16 protein-coding genes are annotated in these 20,985 nt (G+C 65.5%); 12 read left to right on the forward strand and 4 right to left on the reverse strand.

The window, feature by feature from the left end; all coding sequences use genetic code 11:
* The first annotated feature begins 62 nt into the window (after nt 1–62).
* Genes EU803_RS14080 through EU803_RS14090 form a run of 3 tightly spaced genes read left to right on the forward strand, consistent with a single transcriptional unit; the run spans nt 63 to nt 5,102 of the window.
* Entirely contained in the window at nt 63–2,108 is a 2,046-nt protein-coding gene (locus tag EU803_RS14080; RefSeq protein ID WP_129683940.1) for an NADH:flavin oxidoreductase, read from the forward strand.
* Nucleotide 2,109: 1 nt separating this feature from the next.
* A complete protein-coding gene (locus tag EU803_RS14085; RefSeq protein WP_129683942.1) occupies nt 2,110–3,126 on the forward strand; it encodes a proline racemase family protein in 1,017 nt (338 codons plus the stop codon).
* Nucleotides 3,123–5,102, forward strand: a complete 1,980-nt coding sequence (locus EU803_RS14090; RefSeq protein WP_129683944.1) for an FAD-dependent oxidoreductase — start codon at nt 3,123–3,125, stop codon at nt 5,100–5,102. The genes EU803_RS14085 and EU803_RS14090 overlap by 4 nt, the downstream gene beginning before the upstream one ends.
* A gap of 126 nt (nt 5,103–5,228) precedes the next feature.
* Here the strand turns inward: EU803_RS14090 and EU803_RS14095 are convergent, their stop codons facing one another.
* From EU803_RS14095 to EU803_RS14105, 3 genes are all read right to left on the reverse strand, one after another.
* Nucleotides 5,229–6,329 (reverse strand): cystathionine gamma-lyase, encoded by a 1,101-nt coding sequence (locus tag EU803_RS14095; RefSeq protein WP_129683946.1) that lies wholly within the window; start codon nt 6,327–6,329, stop codon nt 5,229–5,231.
* A gap of 59 nt (nt 6,330–6,388) precedes the next feature.
* Nucleotides 6,389–8,170 (reverse strand): hypothetical protein, encoded by a 1,782-nt coding sequence (locus tag EU803_RS14100; protein ID WP_129683948.1) that lies wholly within the window; start codon nt 8,168–8,170, stop codon nt 6,389–6,391.
* Between the two features lie 69 nt (nt 8,171–8,239).
* The gene (locus tag EU803_RS14105; RefSeq protein ID WP_129683950.1) at nt 8,240–8,848 is read right to left on the reverse strand and encodes a flavin reductase family protein; all 609 of its coding nucleotides are present in this window, start codon (nt 8,846–8,848) and stop codon (nt 8,240–8,242) included.
* 88 nt (nt 8,849–8,936) lie between these two features.
* Between EU803_RS14105 and EU803_RS14110 the strand changes: the two genes are divergently transcribed.
* Both EU803_RS14110 and EU803_RS14115 read left to right on the forward strand, forming a co-directional pair.
* Complete coding sequence (locus tag EU803_RS14110) at nt 8,937–9,452, forward strand: N-acetyltransferase (protein WP_129684224.1); 516 nt, start codon at nt 8,937–8,939, stop codon at nt 9,450–9,452.
* A 3-nt stretch (nt 9,453–9,455) separates the two neighbouring features.
* Complete coding sequence (locus EU803_RS14115; RefSeq protein ID WP_129683952.1) at nt 9,456–10,259, forward strand: EcsC family protein; 804 nt, start codon at nt 9,456–9,458, stop codon at nt 10,257–10,259.
* A gap of 30 nt (nt 10,260–10,289) precedes the next feature.
* Here EU803_RS14115 and ptsP read toward each other — a convergent pair whose 3' ends face one another.
* A complete protein-coding gene (gene ptsP, locus EU803_RS14120; RefSeq protein WP_129683954.1) occupies nt 10,290–12,533 on the reverse strand; it encodes a phosphoenolpyruvate--protein phosphotransferase in 2,244 nt (747 codons plus the stop codon).
* 138 nt (nt 12,534–12,671) lie between these two features.
* Between ptsP and zapE the strand changes: the two genes are divergently transcribed.
* The 7 genes from zapE to EU803_RS14155 all read left to right on the forward strand — a co-directional run bounded on the left by zapE (nt 12,672) and on the right by EU803_RS14155 (nt 20,942).
* Entirely contained in the window at nt 12,672–13,736 is a 1,065-nt protein-coding gene (zapE, locus tag EU803_RS14125) for a cell division protein ZapE (protein ID WP_129683956.1), read from the forward strand.
* 149 nt (nt 13,737–13,885) lie between these two features.
* A complete protein-coding gene (locus EU803_RS14130) occupies nt 13,886–15,844 on the forward strand; it encodes an acetoacetate--CoA ligase (protein ID WP_129683958.1) in 1,959 nt (652 codons plus the stop codon).
* A gap of 122 nt (nt 15,845–15,966) precedes the next feature.
* A complete protein-coding gene (locus EU803_RS14135; protein WP_129683960.1) occupies nt 15,967–17,193 on the forward strand; it encodes a DVUA0089 family protein in 1,227 nt (408 codons plus the stop codon).
* A 107-nt stretch (nt 17,194–17,300) separates the two neighbouring features.
* The gene (locus EU803_RS14140) at nt 17,301–17,939 is read left to right on the forward strand and encodes a CerR family C-terminal domain-containing protein (protein WP_129683962.1); all 639 of its coding nucleotides are present in this window, start codon (nt 17,301–17,303) and stop codon (nt 17,937–17,939) included.
* Nucleotides 17,936–18,889 (forward strand): HlyD family efflux transporter periplasmic adaptor subunit, encoded by a 954-nt coding sequence (locus EU803_RS14145; RefSeq protein WP_129683964.1) that lies wholly within the window; start codon nt 17,936–17,938, stop codon nt 18,887–18,889. The genes EU803_RS14140 and EU803_RS14145 overlap by 4 nt, the downstream gene beginning before the upstream one ends.
* Complete coding sequence (locus EU803_RS14150; protein WP_129683966.1) at nt 18,886–19,809, forward strand: ABC transporter ATP-binding protein; 924 nt, start codon at nt 18,886–18,888, stop codon at nt 19,807–19,809. The genes EU803_RS14145 and EU803_RS14150 overlap by 4 nt, the downstream gene beginning before the upstream one ends.
* Entirely contained in the window at nt 19,806–20,942 is a 1,137-nt protein-coding gene (locus tag EU803_RS14155; protein WP_129683968.1) for an ABC transporter permease, read from the forward strand. The genes EU803_RS14150 and EU803_RS14155 overlap by 4 nt, the downstream gene beginning before the upstream one ends.
* Nucleotides 20,943–20,985: the final 43 nt, after the last annotated feature.

Here is a 20,985-nt window from a genome sequence, read left to right on the forward strand (position 1 = left end):
CACAAACTTGACATAAGTGCACATTTTCGGAATCCTCGCGTCAACCTGATGGCGGAGCTTCCATGTCAAACGACCCTCTCTTGCAGCCCTACCAGATCAAGCATCTGACCCTGCGCAACCGGATCATGACCACCAGCCATGAACCGGCCTATCCCGAAGACGGAATGCCAAAGCATCGCTATGCCGCCTATCACGCGGCGCGGGCCGAGGCCGGGGTTGCCATGTGCATGACCGCCGGATCAGCGGCGGTGTCCCTGAACAGCCCGCCGGTGTTCAACAACATCCTTGCCTACAAGGACGAGGTCGTGCCGTGGATTCGCAACCTGACGGACGCCATCCACGAACATGGCGCGGCGGCGATGATCCAGCTGACCCACCTTGGCCGCCGCACAGGGTGGTCCAAGGGCGACTGGCTGCCGTCGGTGTCATCGTCCCGCCACCGCGAACCGGCGCATCGGTCCTTTGCGAAACTGGCCGAGGATTGGGATATCGAGCGGATCATCTCGGATTTCGCGGACGCGGCCGAGCGGATGAAGGCCGGCGGCATGGACGGGGTCGAAATCATCGCTCATGGCCACCTGCTGGATCAGTTCATGTCGGCCCTGTCGAATGATCTGGACGGCCCCTATGGCGGCGTGACACTTGAAACCCGGGCGCAGCTGACGCTGGACGTTCTGGCCGCTGTCCGGGCGCGGGTGGGGGATGATTTCATCCTCAGCCTGCGGATGGGGGCGGATGAAAAGACCCCCGGCGGGATCACCCCTGACGAAGGGTTGGCGCTGGCCAAACATATTCAGGCGGCGGGGCTTGTTGATGTGTTCAACATCAACAGCGGACGCATTCACACCGACCCGGCGATGACCGACATGATCCCGGTGCAGGGGATGGCCAGCGCGCCGCACCTTGGGCTGGCCGGGGCGATCCGTGCCGCGACCGGGATGCCCGTGTTCCACGCCTCGCGTATTCCCGACGTGGCCACCGCGCGCTTTGCCGTTTCCTCTGGCCAATTGGACATGGTGGGCATGACGCGGGCGCATATGGCCGACCCGCAGATCGTCAAGAAGATCATCGAAGGGCGCGAGGACGACATCCGCCCCTGCGTCGGGGCCACCTACTGCCTTGACCGGATCTATGGCGCGGGCGAGGCGCTTTGCATCCACAACCCGGCCACGGGCCGCGAATTGACAATGCCGCACGAGATCGCCCCGGCGGACACCCGCAAGAAGGTGGTGATCGTCGGCGCTGGCCCCGCCGGGCTGGAGGCCGCGCGCGTCGCCGCCGAACGCGGCCATGACGTGACCGTGTTCGAGGCGCAGCCGGACCCCGGCGGACAGGTCCGGCTGACCGCGCAGAACCCAAGGCGGCGCGAGATGATCGGCATCATCGACTGGCGCATGGCCCAATGCGCCGCCCGCGACGTGGAATTCCGGTTCAACACCTGGGCCGAGGTCGCGGATGTCACCGCCCTGTCCCCCGATGTGGTGATCGTCGCCACCGGCGGGCTGCCCAACACGGACCTGTTTGAATCCAGCCGCGACACCGATCTGGTCGTCAGCGCATGGGATCTCATTTCCGGCGATGTGAAACCGGGGCACTCTGTTCTGGTCTATGACGAAAGCGGCGACCACCCCGGCCTGATGGCGGCAGAGATCGCCGCCAACGCCGGCGCAAAGGTCGAGGTGATGACCCCCGACCGCACCTTCGCCCCCGACGTCATGGCGATGAACCTTGTCCCCTACATGCGCGCGCTTCAGGACAAGGACGTGACCTTTACCGTCACCCGCCGCCTTCTGGACGTAGTGCGCGATGGCAACCAGTTGAAGGCGGTGATCGGCACCGACTACAGCGACCTGACCCGCGAACAGACCCATGATCAGATCGTGGTGAACTATGGGACGATGCCGCTGGCCGACCTGTACTTTGACCTGCGCCCCCTGTCGCGCAATGATGGGGCGGTCGACCCGGATGCGCTGATCGCGGGGCAAACGCAGGACATCACCCGCAACCCGGATGGCACGTTTCAACTTTTCCGGATCGGTGATGCGGTCAGTTCCCGCAACACCCATGCGGCGATCTATGATGCGCTGCGGCTGATGAAGGATATCTGACATGCGCAGCACCCGCACGATCCATGTCATTTCCGCCCATGCCGAGGGCGAAGTCGGCGACGTGATCGTCGGCGGGGTCACGCCACCGCCCGGTGACACGCTGTGGGATCAAAGCCGCTGGATCGCGCGGGACGAAACCCTGCGCAACTTCGTCCTGAACGAACCACGTGGCGGGGTGTTCCGGCATGTGAACCTGTTGGTTCCACCCAAGCACCCCGACGCGCAGGTCGCCTTTATCATCATGGAACCGGAAGACACGCCGCCCATGTCCGGCTCCAACTCCATTTGCGTTTCGACCGTCCTGCTGGACAGCGGCATCATCCCAATGGTCGAACCGGTGACCGAGATGCTGCTGGAGGCACCGGGCGGTTTGGTGAAGGTCCGTGCCGACTGCCGCAATGGCAAGGCGGAACGGATCACGGTGCAGAACCTGCCCTCTTTCGCCCAACATCTGGATGCCAAGCTAGAGGTCGAGGGGCTGGGCACCCTGACCGTGGACACCGGCTTTGGCGGCGACAGCTTTGTCTTTGTCGATGCGCCCGCGCTTGGGTTTTCCATTGCCCCGGACGAAGCGGCGGATCTTGCCCGTCTGGGGGTAAGGATCACCGCCGCCGCAACAGAACAGCTCGGCTTCAGCCACCCGACAAACCCCGATTGGTCCCACATCAGTTTCTGCGCCTTCACCACGCCCGTGGTGGAGGGATGCACCCGGCACGCTGTCGCCATCCGCCCCGGCAAGATCGACCGCTCGCCCACCGGCACCGGGGTTTCGGCCCGCATGGCGATCCTGTCGGCGCGGGGGCAAATGGACGTGGGCGATACGCTTGACTGCGCCTCGATCATCGACAGCCGGTTCACCGGGCGGATCGCGGCCACCTGCGACCTTGGCGGCCTGACCGCGATCATCCCCGAAATATCGGGCCGAGGATGGATCACCGGGGTGCATCAGCACATGCTGGACCCGGACGACCCCTGGCCCGATGGCTACCGCCTGTCTGACACATGGGGCGCAAGATGACGTTCAAGCATGTCTTCCAACCGCTGACCCTGCGGCACAAGACCCTGAAGAACCGCATCGTCTTTGGGGCGCATACGACGAACATGGCGCAGGGCGGCCTGCCCGGCGATCAGCACCTTGGATACTACCTTGAGCGGGCCATCGGCGGGGCCGCGATGATCGTGGTAGAACCGGTGCCGGTTCATGCCGCCGCGGTGCTGACGCGCGGCAATTTCCGGCATTCCTCTGACGAGGTGATCCCCCATTTCGCCCGCATCACCGAAGCCTGCAAGGCCCATGGAACGGTGATGATCCAACAGTTGTACCACGTCGGCGCCCACGGCGATTGGGACAACAGCTGGCACGCCAACTGGTCCCCGTCCGGCGGCCCCAGCTATCACGACAATGACGGCAGTCACGAAATGACCGTGGTCGAGATCGAGGAGACCATCCAATCCTTCGTCGATGCCGCCGTCCGCTGCCAGAAGGCGGGGTTCGACGGGGTCGAGGTCTGGGCTGCCTACCACTGTCTTCTCGATCAGTTCTGGACCCCGTTTTCCAACCAGCGCACCGACGACTGGGGCGGCAGTCTTGAAAACCGCACCCGCCTCTCGCGCGAAATCATGCGCCGCATCCGCGCCGCCTGCGGCGACGATTTCATCATCGGCCTGTCGATCAACGACGACGCCGAGGTCGAAGTCTGCCTGAGCCGGGACGAGATGGTCGAGATCGTCGCCCTGCACGATGCCGAAGGGCTGATGGATTACGTCACTGTCGGCGCGGGCAGCTATTTCGATTTCTACAAACTGCTCCCCACCTTCCAATATCCTGAAAACCTTGGGGCCGACCTGGCCGAGCGGTTGAAACAGGCGGGCCTGACCGCGCGGGTCACGGCAGAGGCGAACATCCGCACCCCTGACAACGCCAATGCGGTCATCGGTGCGGGGCGGGCCGATCTTGTGTCGATCGTGCGCGGGCAGATCGCCGACCCCCATCTGGTGTCCAAGGCCGCAGCAGACCGGACCGGAGACATCCGGGGCTGCCTGAGTTGTAATCAGCAGTGCTGGGGGCGGCGCGGGCGGGATTACTACATCTCTTGCCTCATCAACCCCTCTGCGGGGCACGAATACCTCTGGGGCGGCGACAGGTTCGCCGCCACGGATACCCCGAAATCCGTTTTGGTGGTCGGTGGCGGCCCTGCCGGGCTGGAGGCCGCACGGGTCGCCGCCGAGCGCGGCCACCGGGTGACATTGGCCGAGGCCGGACCCGAGGTTGGCGGACAGTTCCGTCTGGCCGGGATGCAACCGCGCCGCGCCCAGATCACCGATCTGATCGCATGGTATGGGCGGCAGCTGGACCAGCTTGGGGTCACGGTGCGGTTCAACAGCTATCTGGACGCCGACGAGATTGCCGCGTTTGGCACCGACCATGTGATCCTCGCCACCGGGTCGCAGCCCTCTGGCACCGGATTTCAAAAGGCGCTTCCCCATATCCCAACGCTTCCCGGCGTGGACCGGCCCAACGTCTGGTCGACCGAGGATGTGATGGGCCGCGCCGCGCGGCTTGGGCCGCATGTCCTGATCCTTGACGAAGGCGGGCATTGGAAGGGGATGGGCACCGCATGGCATCTGGCCGAGGCGGGCCATCAGGTGACCATCGTCACCCCCGACGCGATGATCGGCAAGGAACTGGTGCGTTCCGCCGCCGATTTCCCCGCGCGGCGAACGCTGGCCGGGATGGGCGTCCGCTTCGTCACTGAAACCGCGATACTGGAATGGTCAGTTGCCGGCGCACGCTGTGCCTCGCTTTTGACAGGCGAGGAACAGGTGATTGCCGCTGATACGCTGGTTCTGGCGACCGGGAACCGGGCCGATCCAGACCTGCCCGCCGCGCTGCGGGCGCTGGGTGTCGGCTTTACCGCAATCGGGGACGCCAATGCACCCCGGCTCGCGGCGGCGGCAATCTATGAAGGGCGCGTCGCTGGGTTGGGCCTCTAGCCCAGCGCCGCCGCAGATCGGGCATGGCCCTGGCCAATCGCCAGATTGGCCACGCGCCGTCCGCCCCCATGGGCGGCGCGTTTCGCGCCACCCGCGGACGGCTTGGCGCACAATTGCAGGTATGGTCTAATTCAGCGCCGCTGCCAGTGCGGCCCACAACTCCTCGACCGGTTCGCATCCGACCGACAGGCGCACCGCGCCCGGGTCCACCGCATCCCCCCAGCGGATACGGCGCTCGGCCGAGCTATGCACCCCGCCAAAGGACGTCGCCGGTTGCAGCAGGGCGCAGCCGTCGATGAACCCCTCAGCCGTCTCGGCATCCGCCAGCGTCACGCTGATCAGAAAGCCGAACCGCGCCATCTGGGCGCGGGCCAGCGCATGGCCGGGATCGTCCGGCAGGCCGGGATAGCGGACCGACCGAACAGCCGGATGATCCCGCAGCCGCTCCGCGATGATCTGGGCCGAGGTGCACATCCGGTCAAACCGCATCTCCAGCGTCTCAAGGCTGCGATGCAATAGCCAGGCCTCAAGCCCGCCGGGGATCGCGCCAGACAGGCCCCGCCAACCACGGACTGCCTCCATCAGACCCGCATCACGGGTCGCGACATGGCCAAGCAACAGGTCCGAATGACCGCCCGGCGCCTTGGTGTCCGAGGCCACAACCATATCCGCGCCAAGGTCCAGAGGGCGCTGGCCAAAGGGGGTGCTGGTGGTGTTGTCGACCACGCTGATCCCACCCGCTGCGCGGACGGAGGCGCAAACCGCCCGCAGATCACAGAGGTCCAGAAAGGGATTAGACGGGGTTTCGATCAGGACCATCGCATAGCCCGCAAAGCCCCCCACTTCGAACCGGACCGTCGGGCGGGTTTCAATCGTCACCCCCATGCGCGACAGGAACCCATCGGCCAGCGCGCGGCTGGCGAAATACCCGTCAGAGGGCAGCAGGATACGGTCCCCCGACTTCAGCAAGGCAAAGAAGGGCGCGGCAATCGCGGCCATGCCAGACGGGAACAACAGACAGGGCGCATCTTCCAGAAGGGCCAGCGCCGCCTCTGTCGCCTCCCACGTCTGATTGGCGGAGCGGCCATAGCCCGGCACCCCCGCCGGATCGCCGGGCAGGTGAAACATCGACGACACGGACAGGGGCAGCGCGACAGGATCGCCCTTCGCCAGCCCCTCGCGGCGGTGATGGATCAGGCGCGCGGCGCGGTCGTTGTCAGTTGTCATCACTGTCCCCTCTGCTTCGGCGCCACATTGGCCAAAGGGGCGGGGCGGGGCAAGTGGAGCTAATCCTTGTCGCGCTGGATCAACCCGGTCACGGCAGCCGCGCCAAGGGCGGTCACGATCCAGCCCAGCGCGGTCAGCACCCAACGCCCCCACCAGAGCCCGGTGCCCCACGGCCCGCGTGTGGACGGGGCCCAGGCATCGGTCTGGCCGAAGGGCACGATCGGAATGACCACATCCGCACCATAAGCAAGCGCGCTGAAACTGTCCCAATCCTTGCCGCCAAACTCATCGTCCGACCACACCTGCGCCGGGTTGTCGGCGGACAGGGCATCGTGCCAGCCTTGGGACACAAGGATCGGGGCGGAATTTGGGGCGAAAGAGCCTTCCTTCCACGTCAGCGCCGCCATGGTAGCGCCAATCGACATGAGCAAGACCAGCCAATAGATGCTGCGCCACGGGGCAAAGCCATAGCCGATGACCCAATTGGACAGATGATCAATGACCCAAGACCGCGCGATTCGCGCCCGCAGGCCCAGCTCTTGCCACGCGAGATCGCTGCGAAACTGACGCTGGGCATAGCGCCGGGTCGTCTCTGAAATCGGCTGGACCCCGGGGCCCGGAGGCACATGATTGGGGTCAACTTGTCCGTGCAGCGCTAAAAGCTTGTCGACGGTTGTCGTGGCAACTTCCGCGCGGTGGCCCGGCAACTCCGAAACCGTCTTGGCCACCCTCTCGCGCCGACGCGGGCCGGGACGTGCGCTGAACTTACGCAATGCGGCAAGAACGCGCCGAGAGTGACGGTCCAGGAATCGCTCATGCCGCGCCATATCCTCGGCCAGGGCCATTCGCACCTGCCGCGCCGCGCGGTCGTGGCCCATGTTCCACAACACGCGAGCAAGCTGGCGATATGGCTGGGGGTAGAATTCCCCGTCCCACTTGGTCCCATTGCGCAGCCAGGCAATCCGCTCTGCAGCGCCAAGCGGGCCAACGATCCGGTCATAAGTGAACCCATCAAGGATCAGATTTCCGCCATCTGGCCGGTTTTCCCGATCAACCGGCCAGCTTTCCAGATCGTCCACCAGATTGCTCACATGTGCCGCGATCAGGTCAACTTGTCCTTTCGTGACGGTAACATCGCGCCAGACTAGGCCTTGCTCAGCCCTCAGCGCCTGCGCAAACAGCGCCCGTCCCCCCGCGCCATTCAGCGTCGCACCTGTGCAATCCACCTGCCCGCCAAACTGCGCGCCATCCACATTCACGGTGCCGGTGGCCGTGATGCCGCTCAGGAACAGGTCTTGCCCGCAGGTCACGCCTTGGGCATGCAGCGCCTTTCCCCCCGCGCCATCCAGCGTTGCACCTGTGCAATCCAGCTGCCCGCCAATCTGTGCGCCGTTCACAGCAACGGTGCCGGTGGCCGTGATGCCGCGCAGGAACAGATCGCCCTTTGCCTGCACCCCCTGCGCCCAAAGGCCGGGCAGGTGGCTGCCATCGAGGCTCAGCGAGTCAAATCGGGCCTGTTCGATCCGAGGTTCCGCCACAAACCGGCAATTGTCCAAAACGATCTGCCCCACGGCGCGGCGGTAGGACAGGTTCAACTGCCCGCTGATCCACGCCCCTTCCAGCCAGACCCGGCTCGGGTCGAGGTCACAGTCCTTTGTCCCGCCAAGGATCAGCACCTTCAGGAACTCGGCCCGCACCTCCCGATCCGCCCGGTACACCTCTGGCCGGGTCCCAAGGCGGCATACCCCGCCCACGCGGCAGGCCTCCAGCAGTCTCTCCTCTGCCGCCAGTAGCGGGCCGTTGTCCTCAATGAACTCTTGAACCGATGGGTTACGCGCCATAATCCCCCCTTCCCCTGCCCCACAATCTGCGGGTGTTCCGGGCGGCTGGCAAGTCCCGCGATGGGGGATTTATGCCTCTCCCGGCCGGGTCAGTTCGAACCCCTCGCGCACCACAGTGTAATCCTTGTATCCCAGCCGGGCGAGGAGGTTGGCGCCGACGGTGTCGAACCGCACCTCCCGGATCAGGTCGTCGCGCAGGTGCACCCCCACGACCTGCCCGAAGACGACGAAGTTATGTGCGCCCTCAAGTTGCACGATCCGGGTCATCCGGCATTCCAGCGCCGCCGGAGAGGCCGCAACGCGGGCGCAGGGGATCACCGCGCAGTCCGCCCGCGCGATCCCCGCATCGGAAAATTCATCCACCCCGCGCGGCCATGCGCCAGAGGTGCGGTTCATGACATCCTGCTGTTCCGCCCCGACCATATTCACGCAGAATACCCCCGTGTCGCGGATATTGGCCACCGTGTCCTTGGTGTCGCCCCGGTCCGGTTTGGCCGAGGTAGAGGCGAACATGACCTGTGGCGGCTCATAGGCGACCGCATTGAAAAACGAATAGGGGGCAAGGTTGTCCGCCCCATCCGTCCCTCGCGTGGAAATCCAACCGATCGGACGGGGCGCGATGACGGCGCCGAAGGGGTTGTGCGGCAGCCCGTGCCCGTCTTCCGGTCGATAGAACATCGCTTTGCCCTTCCTTTGCCTCTGCGTTCCGCCCATGCTAGGCGCACCGGCAGGTACGGCAAGGGCAGACAAGGAACAACGGGCAGCAATGATCACGCTGGCGGTCGAAACGGCAGAGGACTGGTGGGAAGTCGAGGCGCTCTACGACCTGTGCTTTGCGCCGGGGCGGACCGCGCTGTCCTCCTACCGGCTGCGGGAGGGGGTCGCGCCCATCGCGCCGCTGTGCTTCACCGCGCGGGACGAGGCGGGCATCCTTGGCGGGGCAATCCGCAACTGGCCGGTCCGGGTGGGCGGCAAGCTGGCGATCCTGCTTGGCCCGGTCGCCGTGCACCCGACCCGGCAGGGCGAAGGGCTGGGCGCCTACCTGATGCGCCGCGTGATCGAAGAGGCCCGGGAGCTGGGCTGGGAACGGATCATGCTGGTGGGCGATTACCCCTACTACTCCCGCTTTGGCTTTGAACGGCTGGAGGGCGTTGAAATGCCGCCCCCCACCAACCCCGACCGGGTGCTGGGGCAGGATCTGGTGCCCGGCGCGTGGGTCGGCGTGACGGGTCTGGTGGAACGGGCCGAGGATTGCAATTCGGCTCCTGCCCCCCATCTCTAGGGAATGACCGACCCCAAACCGCCCCTGCGCGAGATCAACCCCGACCGGCCCCTGACCGACGCCGCCCGCGAGGAGGTGGCCGCGCTTGCCCGGCGACAGTCCAAGGCAGGCGGGGTGCTGATGCAGGCGATCAACTTTGTTGGCGGGCAGGTCGAGGATGGGTTGAAACTGCTGCCAAAATCGACCCGCGCGCAACTGGATGCCGCGGCAAGGGTGGCGCTGGAGCGCAGCTACCACGCCGCCAGCCAAAGCCGGACCGGGGCGGGGCAATCCCTGTCCGGTGGGGCCGCACACCGGGCGATGGCCACGCTTTCGGGGGCCATTGGGGGCTTGGGCGGGCTGCCCACGGCCCTGTTGGAACTGCCTGTGGCGACCACGCTGATCTTCCGGGCGGTGCAGGAAGTGGCCGAGGCGCATGGCGAAGACCCGACCAGCATGGAAACCCGGATCGAATGCCTGCGGGTGTTCGGGGCGGGCGGCCCGGGCGGGCTGGACGATGGGGTCGATACCTCTTTCCTTGGCGCAAGGATCAGCCTGACCGGCGCGGCGGTGCATGGTCTGATCGGCAAGGTCGCGCCGCGCTTTGCCGCCGTCCTGTCGCAGAAACTCGCCTCGCAGGCGGTGCCGGTCCTTGGGGCCGCCGCCGGGGCCGGAACCAACTTTGCCTTCATCCGCTACTACACCGAGGTCGCCCATGTGCATTTCGGACTGCGGCAACTGGCACGGCTGCACAACGAAGCAGAGGTGACCGAGGCCTTCCACCGCGAACTCGCGCGGCTGACCACGCCGGTGTTGCGGGGGAAGTAGGGCAATCTGTTTTCGGGCAGAGCGGCCGCTCTACCCCTGCTTTGCCAGCCACTCAGTGATCGACTTCCGGACTGATTGTTCGCCTGCGTCGCGGGCCGCGTGGATCACCTCGCGCGCCTCGTTCAGGTTCACCCGGCGGATCAGGTGTTTGACCGGTCCGACAGAGGCCGGGCGCATCGACAGCGTTCGCAGCCCGATCGCCGCAAGACACAGCGCCTCGACCGGGCGGCCCGCGTCTTCGCCGCAGAAGGACACCGGGGTGCCGGTCGCGCGGCACCGTTCCACGATCTGTTCAAGGAAGCTCAGGAAACTGACGTTCAGCGTGTCATAGCGGCGGCGCACCCGCTCGTTCTCCCGGTCGGCGGCAAAGAAGAACTGCTTAAGGTCATTGCCGCCGATGGACAGGAAATCCACCTCTTTGAAAAACGCGTTCGGGGCGAAGGCAAGGCTGGGGGTTTCCAGCATCGCTCCGACCTCGATCTTGTCGGGCAGCGGGTGGCCAAGGATCTTTTCCCGCGCGATGGCCTTGTCAAACTCGGCCCGGGCAGCGCGGAATTCGTCGTATTGGGCGATGAAGGGGAACATGATGGTAAGGGGCCGCCCGTTGGCCGCCCGCAAAAGCGCCTGCAACTGCATCCGCAGCACGCCGGGTTTGTCCAGACCGACCCGGATCGCGCGCCAGCCCATCGCCGGGTTCGGCTCGTCATTGGGCTTCATGTAGGGCAGCACCTTGTCCGACCCGATATCAAGGGTGCGGAAGGCCACGCGCCGCCCTTCGGCGGCATCCATCACGCGGGCATAGAGCGCCGACAGTTCGGCGCGCTTGGGCATCTGGTTGCGGATCAGGAACTGCAATTCCGTGCGGAACAGACCAACCCCTTCGGCCCCCGACGTGGGCAGCGACGGCAGGTCGGCCATCAGCCCCGCATTCATGTGCAGTCCCACGACATTACCGGCCTTGTCCTCGGCCGGAAGATCGCGGATCGAGGCATAGCGTTCCTGCGCGCGGGCCTGCATCGCGATCTTGTCACGGAAGGCGGCGGTGACGGTGTCATCCGGGCGCAGGTGAACGATCCCCTGATCGCCGTCGACAAGGATCGGGTCGCCGTTCAGCGCCTCGGTCGTGATGCCGCCCGCGTGGATCACCAGCGGGATCGCCCAGGCCCGGGCGACGATTGCCGCATGGCTGCCGACCGACCCTTCCTCGAGCACGATGCCGCGCAGTTTCTTGCCGTATTCCAGCAGTTCGCCGGGGCCGATATTGCGGGCGATCAGAACCGGATTGTCGGGCATTTCCGCCCCGGTATCGCGGCCCTGCCCGGTCAGAATGCGCAACAGCCGGTTCGACAGGTCATCCAGATCGTGCAGCCGGTCGCGCAGATAGGCATCGGTGGCGCCGTTCATCCGGGTGCGGGCCAGCGATTGTTCCTTTTCCACCGCGGCCTCGGCCGACAGGCCGTTTTCCACGTCGGACTCCATCCGGCGCATCCAGCTGCGTGAATTGGCGAACATGCGGTAGGCGTCCAGAACCTCGCGCTGTTCGGTGCTGACAGTGTCGGTCCGCATCAGCATGTCATCGACCGACCCGCGCAGGGTCTCAACCGCCTCGCGCAGGCGCTTCAATTCGGAATCGGGATCATCGGAAATGGGGTTGGTGACCACGACGCGCGGTTCATGCAGGAACACCTGCCCCTCGACCGCGCCTTCCTGGCCGATGGCACCCCGGAACATCACCGGTTGCTGGTGCAGGGCCGACAGGGCCGCGCCTTCACCGACGAAGGCCCCCAGTTCGGTCATCTCGGCGATGACCATGGCGACGACCTCTAGCGCATAGACCTCGTCCGGGGTGAATTGCCGCTCGGCCTTGGACTGCACAACAAGCACGCCAAGGGCATCGCCAAGGCGCTGAATCGGAACGCCGCAGAAACTTGAAAACCGCTCTTCCCCGGTCTCGGGCATATAGCGGAACCCCTTTTCGGCGGGGGCATTGGCGGTGTTGACCACGGTCCGGGTCTTGGCGGTCCGACCGACAAGCCCCTCGCCCAGCCGCAGGCGGGTCTGGTGCACGGCCTCGGCCTGAAGACCCTGCGTGGCGCAGAGTTCGAGGGTTTCGGAATCGCGAAACAAGTAGATCGAACAGACCTCGGCCTGCATGGAATCAGCGATCAACGTCACGATCCGGTCAAGGCGCGCCTGCCCGGCGCTGTCCTCGGCCAGCGTGTCGCGCAATCGCCCGAGCAGCTTGCGGCTTTCTGTTTCGAAGCGTTCTGCCATGTGTCCCCGCCCCATCGGGGCCCCGTTCCGGTTGAGTGACTTAGAACATATCGGGGCGGAAAGCGAAACGGAAATGGCGGCACGGCCCGGGTTTCCTCGGCGCTTTTCTCTGACGCGCGGGGGCGCTATTGCAGGGGTATGGAAACGATCCCGGACAGATATGCCGCCGCGGTGGCCGAAGGGCGCCTGCGACCCGACCCGGCGCAGGAAGGTGTCCTGCCCGAGCTGGAACGGATTCGGACAGAGCTGTCCCAACCGGTCCGGAAAGGCTGGTTTTCCAAGGCCCCGCCGCCGGTGAAGGGGCTTTACCTTTGGGGCGGTGTCGGGCGAGGCAAATCCATGCTGATGGACCTTCTGTTCGACGCGGTCGACGCGCCCAAACGGCGCGCCCATTTCCATGCCTTCATGCAATGGGTCCACACCGAGATGAACGCCGCCCGCGCCCGCGGTGTGGACGATGCTATCGCGCCCGTTGCGACCACGCTGGCCAAGGATGTCCGGTTTCTAGCTTTCGATGAAATGCAGATCACCGACATTACCGATGCGATGATCGTCGGACGGTTGTTCGAAAAACTGTTCGACGCCGGGGTGACGGTGGTCACCACGTCGAACCGGGTGCCGGATGATCTGTATAAGAACGGGCTGAACCGGCAGCTGTTCCTGCCCTTCATCGCGCTGATCAAGGAAAAGCTGGATGTCTGGCACCTGCAAAGCCCGCATGACCACCGGCAGGGGCGGCTTGCCGGGGCGCAGGTCTATTTCACCCCGATCAACGCAGAGGCCCGGGCCGAGATCGCCTCTATCTGGGAGGACATGACCGGCGGGGCGACCGACCCGCTGATCCTGACCGTGAAAGGACGCGAGGTGGAAATTCCCGCCTTTCGCAACGGGGTCGGGCGGGCGTCCTTCTACAACCTCTGCGCCAAGCCCCTTGGCCCGGCTGACTACCTTGCCCTGGCCGAGGCGGTCCGGGTGCTGGTGCTGGAAGACATCCCTCGCCTCAGCCGGTCGAACTTCAACGAGGCCCGCCGCTTCGTCACCCTGATCGACGCGCTGTACGAGGCGAAGGTGCGGCTGATCTGTTCCGCCGCCGCCGAACCGGAAATGCTTTATGTCGAGGGCGAGGGCACGTTCGAATTTGAACGCACCGCGAGCCGCCTACGGGAAATGCAGGGGCAGGACTGGGCCGCAGGACGCGGCTGACGGGATGGTGGGTCAAGACCCACGTTACGATACCGCTGCTGAAAGGTAAGGTGGGTTTCAACCCACCCTGCGCCTTTCCCTAGCGTCTTGCATCCGGCGAAACCGGTCTTACTGTGACGCGCGAAATTCCGCCCCCGAAAGGATGCCCGATGTCCGAAATCGTCTGGACCCCGTCCCAAGCCCGGATCGACGAAACCGCCTATGCCCGTTTTGCCCGCGACCTTGGGTTTGACCCGTCGGACTACGCCGGGCTTCACGCCTGGTCGGTCGCAGACCTTGGCCGGTTCTGGTCGCACCTGTGGGATGTTGCGGGCGTGATCGGCGACAAGGGCGATGCGGCCTTCGCCCCGAACCCGGCGCATTGGATGACCGGCGCGCGGTTCTTTCCCAATGCGCGGATCAATTTCGCCGAAAACATGCTGCGGCTGGATGGCGACAGCATCGCCGTAATCGAAACCGACGAGGCCGGGCACCGGCGCGAGGTGACGGCCGCGACACTGCGGGCCGAGGTGGCCCGGGTGGCGCAGGGCCTGCGGGATGCGGGCGTGACCGAAGGCGACCGGGTCGCGATCGTCTTGCCGAACCGGTTGGAAAGCCTTGTCACCATGCTCGCCACCTCCGCTGTGGGCGCGGTCTGGACCTCCTGCTCGCCTGACTTTGGAACCGCCGCGATCCTTGACCGGATCGGACAGGTGGAACCAAAAGTCTTCTTCGCGGGGACGCGGGTGCTTTATGGGGGCAAAACGCTCGACCTGACCGGGCGGATGTCCGAGATCGCCACGCAGCTGGCCCATCTGACCACCGTGGTGCAGGTGGGCGATGGGGCGCTGTCGGCCAACGTGCCGGTCGTGTGCTACGATGATTTCGGCGCAGCGGCTGACCTGACCTTTACCCGCGTCCCCTTCGATGCCCCGGCCTTCGTCCTTTACACTTCCGGCACCACGGGCAAGCCCAAGGCCATCGTTCACCGTACCGGCGGCCCGACCCTGAACCTGATGAAGGAACACCTGCTGCATTCGGACATGCGCCGGGGGGATCGGTTCATGTGGTACACGAATACCGCGTGGATGATGTATCACTGGCTGGTGGGGTCCATGTCCTGCGGCACGACCATCGTTCTTTACGACGGCGCCCCGGTGCTGAAGGCGGGCGACGGGCTGGACGGGTCGCCCCTGTGGAAAGTGGTCGAGCGGGAGAAGCTGACCCACCTTGGCATCTCGCCCAAATACCTCGCGACCTTGTCGTCCGCAGGCTTCGTGCCGAACGCGGACTACGACACATCCTCGCTGCGCTGGATGCTCGCGGCGGGCAGCCCGATGGCGCCGTGGCAATATGACTGGATGTACGACAATGTGCAGGCCAAGGGCGGGGACATGGGGTTCGCCTCGATCTCGGGCGGTACGGAGCTTCTTGGCTGTTTCCTGATCGGTTGCCCGGCCCTGCCCCTGCGCAAAGGCACGCTGACGGCAAGGGGGCTGGGCATGGCGGTTCAGGTGCTGGACGACAGGGGCGTCGGCGTGATCGGGCGCGATGGCGAACTGACCTGCACCGAGCCCTTCCCCTCGATGCCCCGAACCTTCTGGGGCGCGGGCGGCGACCAGCGCTACCACGACGCCTATTTCGCCGACCGGGCCGAGATCTGGACCCACGGCGACCGCGCCACCCTGAACCCCGACGGCAGCGCCGTGATCCACGGGCGATCCGATTTCACGCTGAACCCCGGCGGGGTGCGGATTGGCACGGCGGATATCTACAACGTCTGCGACGGGTTTGCCGAGCTGGACGATTGCGTGGTCTTTGGCCGGCCCCTCGCCGATGATCCGACGGACGAGGAAATCGTGCTGTGCCTGAAGATGGCCGAGGGGCAGGCAGCGACGGCGGACCTGGCCAAATCCATCCGGACCGCGCTGCGCACCGCCTGTTCACCGCGGCATGTTCCGGCTGCGATCTACGTGGTGGCCGACGTGCCCTATACGATCAACGGAAAACGTGTCGAAGGCGCGGCCAAGGCGATGGCCACGGGCGGCGAGGTCAAGAATCAGGCGTCGCTGGCCAATGCCGGGTGCCTTGCCGAATACGCGACCCTTTCGGCCAAGAAGTCGCTTTGACCCGGGCGAGCGGCCCTTTGCCGAAGGCAGGGTTTTCCTGACCTCCGCGTCATTAGGGGTGGCTTGGTCCCACCGTGCGGGTCTAAGCTTTGCCCGAATGCGTATCGACGAGGGAGCCCACGATGAAACATTTGGCCCGAACCACCGCTTTGGCGGGATTTGCATCGCTGGCCTTCGCCCTTCCGGCGGCGGCACAGGATCTGTGCGGCGGGGTTGGCACGAACGGCCAGTGGATCGGCGGGACCGAGGCGGCCTCTGACCTGTCCGCTGCCTCCGGCCATATGGAACAGATGGCGCTGGTCCTCGCGGGGAACCAATATGTGTCCCTGTTCAGCCTGTCCGGCACCGCGGACGTGCGGGTCGAGGCGGCCGGTCGTGGCGCGGGCGACCCTGTGATCGACCTCTATGATGGGTTTGGCAACATCGTCGTGTCGGACGACGATTCCGGAGGCAACGGTGCCTCGCGCGCTGAAACGACGCTGGGGCCGGGCACCTATTGCCTTGCCCTGCGGTCCTTCGACAACGCGCCCATGACCAGCTTTGTCCGGGTCGGCACCACCGACATGGAACCGCTGACCGAGGGGCTGGGCGACACCGACGGGTTCTTCGATTCAACCGACTACGGCACGGGCGGCGGCGAATGCGATGCCAACACCCCGGCGCGGGACATCCCGCTCGGTGGGTCGTCGACCGCCGCGGTCGCGGATACGCCCTATTGGGCCTTCACCCTGACCGAACCGATGCCTGTGACCATCACCGCCGAAAACCCGGACGCGGACCCGATTGTCACGCTTTACGATGCTTCGGGCAACTGGCTGGGCGAAAACGACGATTTCGACGGGCTGAATTCGCGGCTGGACATGTCCGCGCCGCTGGCACCCGGGCGCTATTGCGTGTCGATGACCGCGCTATCCGATCCCGGCGCGCCGGTCACTGTCACGGTGACGGAATATGATCCGGTCGCCGCGCTGGCCGCACTGTATGACCGGGGCGAAAGCGCGCCGCCGATGGATGGCAGCCACCCGATCACCGATCTAGGAACGGTGGACAGCCGGGTCCGGATCGACGCGCAGAACACCACCACCGCCACATGGTTCAGCGTCGAGGTGCTGGAAAGCGGCCTTCTCCTGATCGAAGCGATCGCAGCGGGCGGCAATGGCGACCCCTACCTGTATCTCTACGACGATCTTGGCCGGCTGGTCGATCAGAACGACGACTACAACGGGCTGGATTCGCAGGTGGTCGCGCGGGTCAACCGGGGCACCTACCTGATTGCGCTGCGCGAGGTGAACGACGGGTCACAGGGCTTTGTCCGGCTACTGGTCGAACGCTACGTCGCCGCGCAGTAGGGCGCCTGATACAACACGACAACGGCGGGGCCTTCGGGCCCCGTCTGCATTTTGAGGGGTCGCACAGATTGCTTTACATTCAATCAAACGTTTGATTGAATGACCTCATGACCCAAGCCCCACCCGATTCCGAAACCCGTGCCCGGCTGATCGCGGCCGGTCTGCGGCTGTTTGGCCAGACCGGCTATGACGGCACCTCGACCCGTGCTCTCGCGGCCGAGGCGGGCACGAATGTCGCCTCGATCTCCTACCACTTCGGTTCCAAGGCTGGGTTGCGGCAGGCCTGCGCCCGCGATGTCGCAGCCCGTGTGACCGGGGCAATCGTCGCGGACCTGCCTGCCCCGCCCAGCACGCCAGAAGCTGCGCAGGCGCTTCTTGAACAGGTCGGCCGCAGCTTTGTCGCCTTCATCGTCACCTCCCCCGATGCCCGCGATATCGTCGCCTTCCTGGTGCGCGAAATCATGACGCCGGGCGAGGTGGCGGACCTTGTCTATTCCGAATTTCTGGAACCCCGGCACCGGATGGTCTGCGCCCTCTGGTCCATCGCCACAGGCCAGCCGGCGGAAAGTGAGAGGGTGAAGCTCTCTGTTTTCGCGATGATCGGTCAGGCCCTCTATTTCCGGATCGGCCAGCCGATCATTTCCCGCCGGATGGGATGGCAGGACATCGGCCCGTCCGAGGCCGCGCAGATTGCCGATACCGTTGCCGCGCAGATCCGCGCCACAATCGAAAGCCAACGCCGATGAGCCTGCTTTGCGCCCTGCCCTTTGCCCTATCGCTCTTTGCCGAATGCGCCCCGCCCACGCCCTTTGCCACCGGCTATGTCGAAGGGGAATATACGCTGGTCGCCCCGGTGGCGGTCGTCCAGATCACCAATGTTCCCGTGGCGCGCGGCGACCGGATCGAGGCAGGGGAAGTTCTGGTCGAGACGGAGCGGCGCGATGCCGAGATCGCCCTGTCCGAAGCCAACGCGGCATTGGCGCAGGCCGAAAGCCGCTTGGCCGACCTGCGCGAAGGGTTGCGCCCCGAAGAGATCGGCGTGATCGAAGCGGCGCTAAGATCGGCCCGTGCGCAGGCCGCCGAGGCAGAGCGGGAACGGGACCGTGTGACCAGCCTTGCCACGCGCGGCGTGCTGAATGATGCACAGCGCGATACCGCCGAAACCGCCGCCGATATCGCCGCCGCCAAGGTGGCCGAGGTCGAGGCACAGCTTGCCGTTGCCCGCCTGCCCGCCCGGCCACAGGCCATTGCACAGGCCGAAGCCGCCGTTGAAGGTGCCCGGGCCGCACGCGACCGCGCGCACTGGAACCTTGCCCAGCGAACCCTGACCCTACCTGAACCCGTCACAGTGTCGGATGTGATCCGCACCGCCGGGGAAATCGCGGGGCCGTCCGCCCCGGTTCTGTCGGTTCTCGGGGACGGCGCGGTCAAGCTTCGGCTTTATGTCCCCGAGACCGCCTTTGCGAGCGTCGCGGTCGGCGACAGCCTGTCGGTGTCCTGCGATGCCTGCCCACCCGGCCTGACCGCCCGGATTACCTATATCGCCAACGAGCCCGAATTCACCCCGCCGGTGATCTACTCCCTCGAAAACCGGCAAACGCTTGTCTACCTCGTCGAGGCGCGGCCCGAGGGGGATCATCCCCTCAAGCCCGGCCAGATCGTCGAAGTTGCCGCCCCGGAAGGCTTTGATCAGTGACAGAGGGCGCCGCCATATCGGTCCGGGACCTGACCAAGCGGTTCGGCAAGAAGACCGCCGTCAGCAAGGTCAGCCTGGACGTCCAGCGGGGCGAGATCATGGGCTTCCTCGGCCCCAACGGCTCTGGCAAGACGACCACGATCCGGCTGATGTGCGGACTTCTGGAACCGGATGGGGGGACCGGCGAGGTGCTGGGCCATGACATCCGCCGCGAACGGCGCGCGATCAAGCGCAAGGTCGGCTACATGACCCAAAAGTTTTCCTTCTACGAGGACCTGACCATCGAGGAGAATTTGCGGTTCGTCGCGGGCCTCTACGCGATGCGACGTCCACGCCAAACGGTGCGGGACACCCTTGAAACCCTGGGATTGACCGGGCGCAAGGCACAGCTGGCGGGGTCCCTGTCCGGAGGGTGGAAACAGCGGCTGGCCCTTGCCGCCTGTATCATGCACCGGCCCGACCTTCTGATGTTGGACGAACCGACGGCGGGGGTGGACCCGAAGGCCCGGCGTGAATTCTGGGACGAGATTCACCAATTGGCCCGCGACGGGCTGACGGTTCTGGTGTCGACCCACTACATGGACGAGGCCGAACGCTGCCACCGGATCGCCTATATCTCGCACGGGCATCTGATCGCCCTTGGCACCGTGCCCGACGTGGTGCGTGACGCGGGGCTGACCACCATGTTGATGCACGGCGGCGATCTTGCCGCCGCGGCCCGAGCCCTTCACGGTGCGGACGGGGTGGATCAGGTCGCCCCCTTTGGCCGCACCCTGCACGTCGTCGGACGCGACCCGGCACGATTGGAAAAGACCGCCCGCAAGATCGCCAAGGAGACCGGCGCGCGGATCGAACCAGCGGAAACATCGCTGGAAGACGTGTTCATCCAGTTGATGAGCGGGGCGGAGGACATGCGATGAATCGCTTCTTTTCCCTGCGTCGCCTCTGGGCGCTTCTGACCAAGGAAACCATCCAGATGCGCCGCGACAGGCTGACCTTCGCGATGATGCTAGGGATCCCGCTGGTGCAGTTGATGCTGTTCGGCTTTGCCATCAACACCGATCCCAAATCCCTGCCCGCGGCCCTTGTCGCGCCAACGCAGGACAGGTTCACCCGCGCCATGGTCTCGGCATTGGAACTGACGGGCTATTACCGCTTCATCGTTCCCGACGCGACCGCAACCGAGGCCGAAGAGATGATCGCCAGCGGCGAGGTGGCCTTTGTCGTCACCGTGCCCTCCGACTTTGGCCGCCGGATCGAACGGGGTGACCGCGCCCAAATCCTGATCGAAGCGGACGCGACCGACCCCTCGGTCGCCTCGGGGGCCATATCGACGCTCAGCACCGTGGCGCAGGGGGCGCTACTGCGCGAGGCGGGAACGGAAATCACGGCGCAAGAGGCAACGGACCACGGCCTGTCTGTGATCGTGCACCGGCGCTACAATCCCGAGGGTGTGACCCAGTACAACATCGTTCCCGGCCTTTTGGGGGTCATCCTGCAACTGACCATGGTGATGATGACCGCCATGGCGCTGACGCGCGAGATTGAACGCGGGACGATGGAAAACCTGCTGGCGATGCCGGTCACGCCGCTGGAGATCATGCTGGGCAAGATCATCCCCTATCTGGCCGTCAGCGCGGCGCAGGTGACGGTCGTTCTTCTGGCAGCGCGCTTGGTTTTCGGGGTGCCCTTCGTGGGCAGCCTTGCCCTGATCCTTGCCGGGGTCTTTGTCTTTGTCCTTGCCCTGGTGATCCTTGGCTATCTCATTTCGACGGTCAGCCGGACCCAGATGCAGGCGATGCAACTGACCTTCTTCTTCTTCCTGCCATCGCTTTTGCTGTCCGGGTTCATGTTCCCGTACCGGGGGATGCCCGGCTGGGCCCAGATGCTGGGAGAGATCCTTCCGCTCACGCATTTCCTGCGGCTGATCCGGTCGGTGATGTTGAAAGGCGCGGATGCCGCGACAGTTGCGCCGACATTCGCAGCGCTTTGGGCCTTCGTCTTTGTCCTCGCGCTGATCGCGCTTTTGCGGTTCCGGCGGACACTCGACTGACCCCATGAAAAAGAAAACGCGGTCCGAAGACCGCGTAAGTCGG

It is taken from the genome of Loktanella sp. IMCC34160, assembly GCF_004145845.1.
In the GTDB taxonomy this organism is placed as follows: domain Bacteria; phylum Pseudomonadota; class Alphaproteobacteria; order Rhodobacterales; family Rhodobacteraceae; genus SELP01.

What these genes read in the sequence shown, in the direction of transcription:
- EU803_RS14090 (WP_129683944.1), top strand. Translation starts at nt 3,123, where the DNA reads ATGACGTTCAAGCATGTCTTCCAACCGCTGACCCTGCGGCACAAGACC.
- EU803_RS14145 (WP_129683964.1), top strand. Translation starts at nt 17,936, where the DNA reads ATGAGCCTGCTTTGCGCCCTGCCCTTTGCCCTATCGCTCTTTGCCGAA.
- EU803_RS14085 (WP_129683942.1), top strand. Translation starts at nt 2,110, where the DNA reads ATGCGCAGCACCCGCACGATCCATGTCATTTCCGCCCATGCCGAGGGC.
- EU803_RS14080 (WP_129683940.1), top strand. Translation starts at nt 63, where the DNA reads ATGTCAAACGACCCTCTCTTGCAGCCCTACCAGATCAAGCATCTGACC.
- EU803_RS14135 (WP_129683960.1), top strand. Translation starts at nt 15,967, where the DNA reads ATGAAACATTTGGCCCGAACCACCGCTTTGGCGGGATTTGCATCGCTG.
- EU803_RS14115 (WP_129683952.1), top strand. Translation starts at nt 9,456, where the DNA reads ATGACCGACCCCAAACCGCCCCTGCGCGAGATCAACCCCGACCGGCCC.
- EU803_RS14110 (WP_129684224.1), top strand. Translation starts at nt 8,937, where the DNA reads ATGATCACGCTGGCGGTCGAAACGGCAGAGGACTGGTGGGAAGTCGAG.
- zapE (WP_129683956.1), top strand. Translation starts at nt 12,672, where the DNA reads ATGGAAACGATCCCGGACAGATATGCCGCCGCGGTGGCCGAAGGGCGC.
- ptsP (WP_129683954.1), bottom strand. Translation starts at nt 12,533, where the DNA reads ATGGCAGAACGCTTCGAAACAGAAAGCCGCAAGCTGCTCGGGCGATTG.
- EU803_RS14095 (WP_129683946.1), bottom strand. Translation starts at nt 6,329, where the DNA reads ATGACAACTGACAACGACCGCGCCGCGCGCCTGATCCATCACCGCCGC.
- EU803_RS14130 (WP_129683958.1), top strand. Translation starts at nt 13,886, where the DNA reads ATGTCCGAAATCGTCTGGACCCCGTCCCAAGCCCGGATCGACGAAACC.
- EU803_RS14155 (WP_129683968.1), top strand. Translation starts at nt 19,806, where the DNA reads ATGAATCGCTTCTTTTCCCTGCGTCGCCTCTGGGCGCTTCTGACCAAG.
- EU803_RS14100 (WP_129683948.1), bottom strand. Translation starts at nt 8,170, where the DNA reads ATGGCGCGTAACCCATCGGTTCAAGAGTTCATTGAGGACAACGGCCCG.
- EU803_RS14105 (WP_129683950.1), bottom strand. Translation starts at nt 8,848, where the DNA reads ATGTTCTATCGACCGGAAGACGGGCACGGGCTGCCGCACAACCCCTTC.
- EU803_RS14140 (WP_129683962.1), top strand. Translation starts at nt 17,301, where the DNA reads ATGACCCAAGCCCCACCCGATTCCGAAACCCGTGCCCGGCTGATCGCG.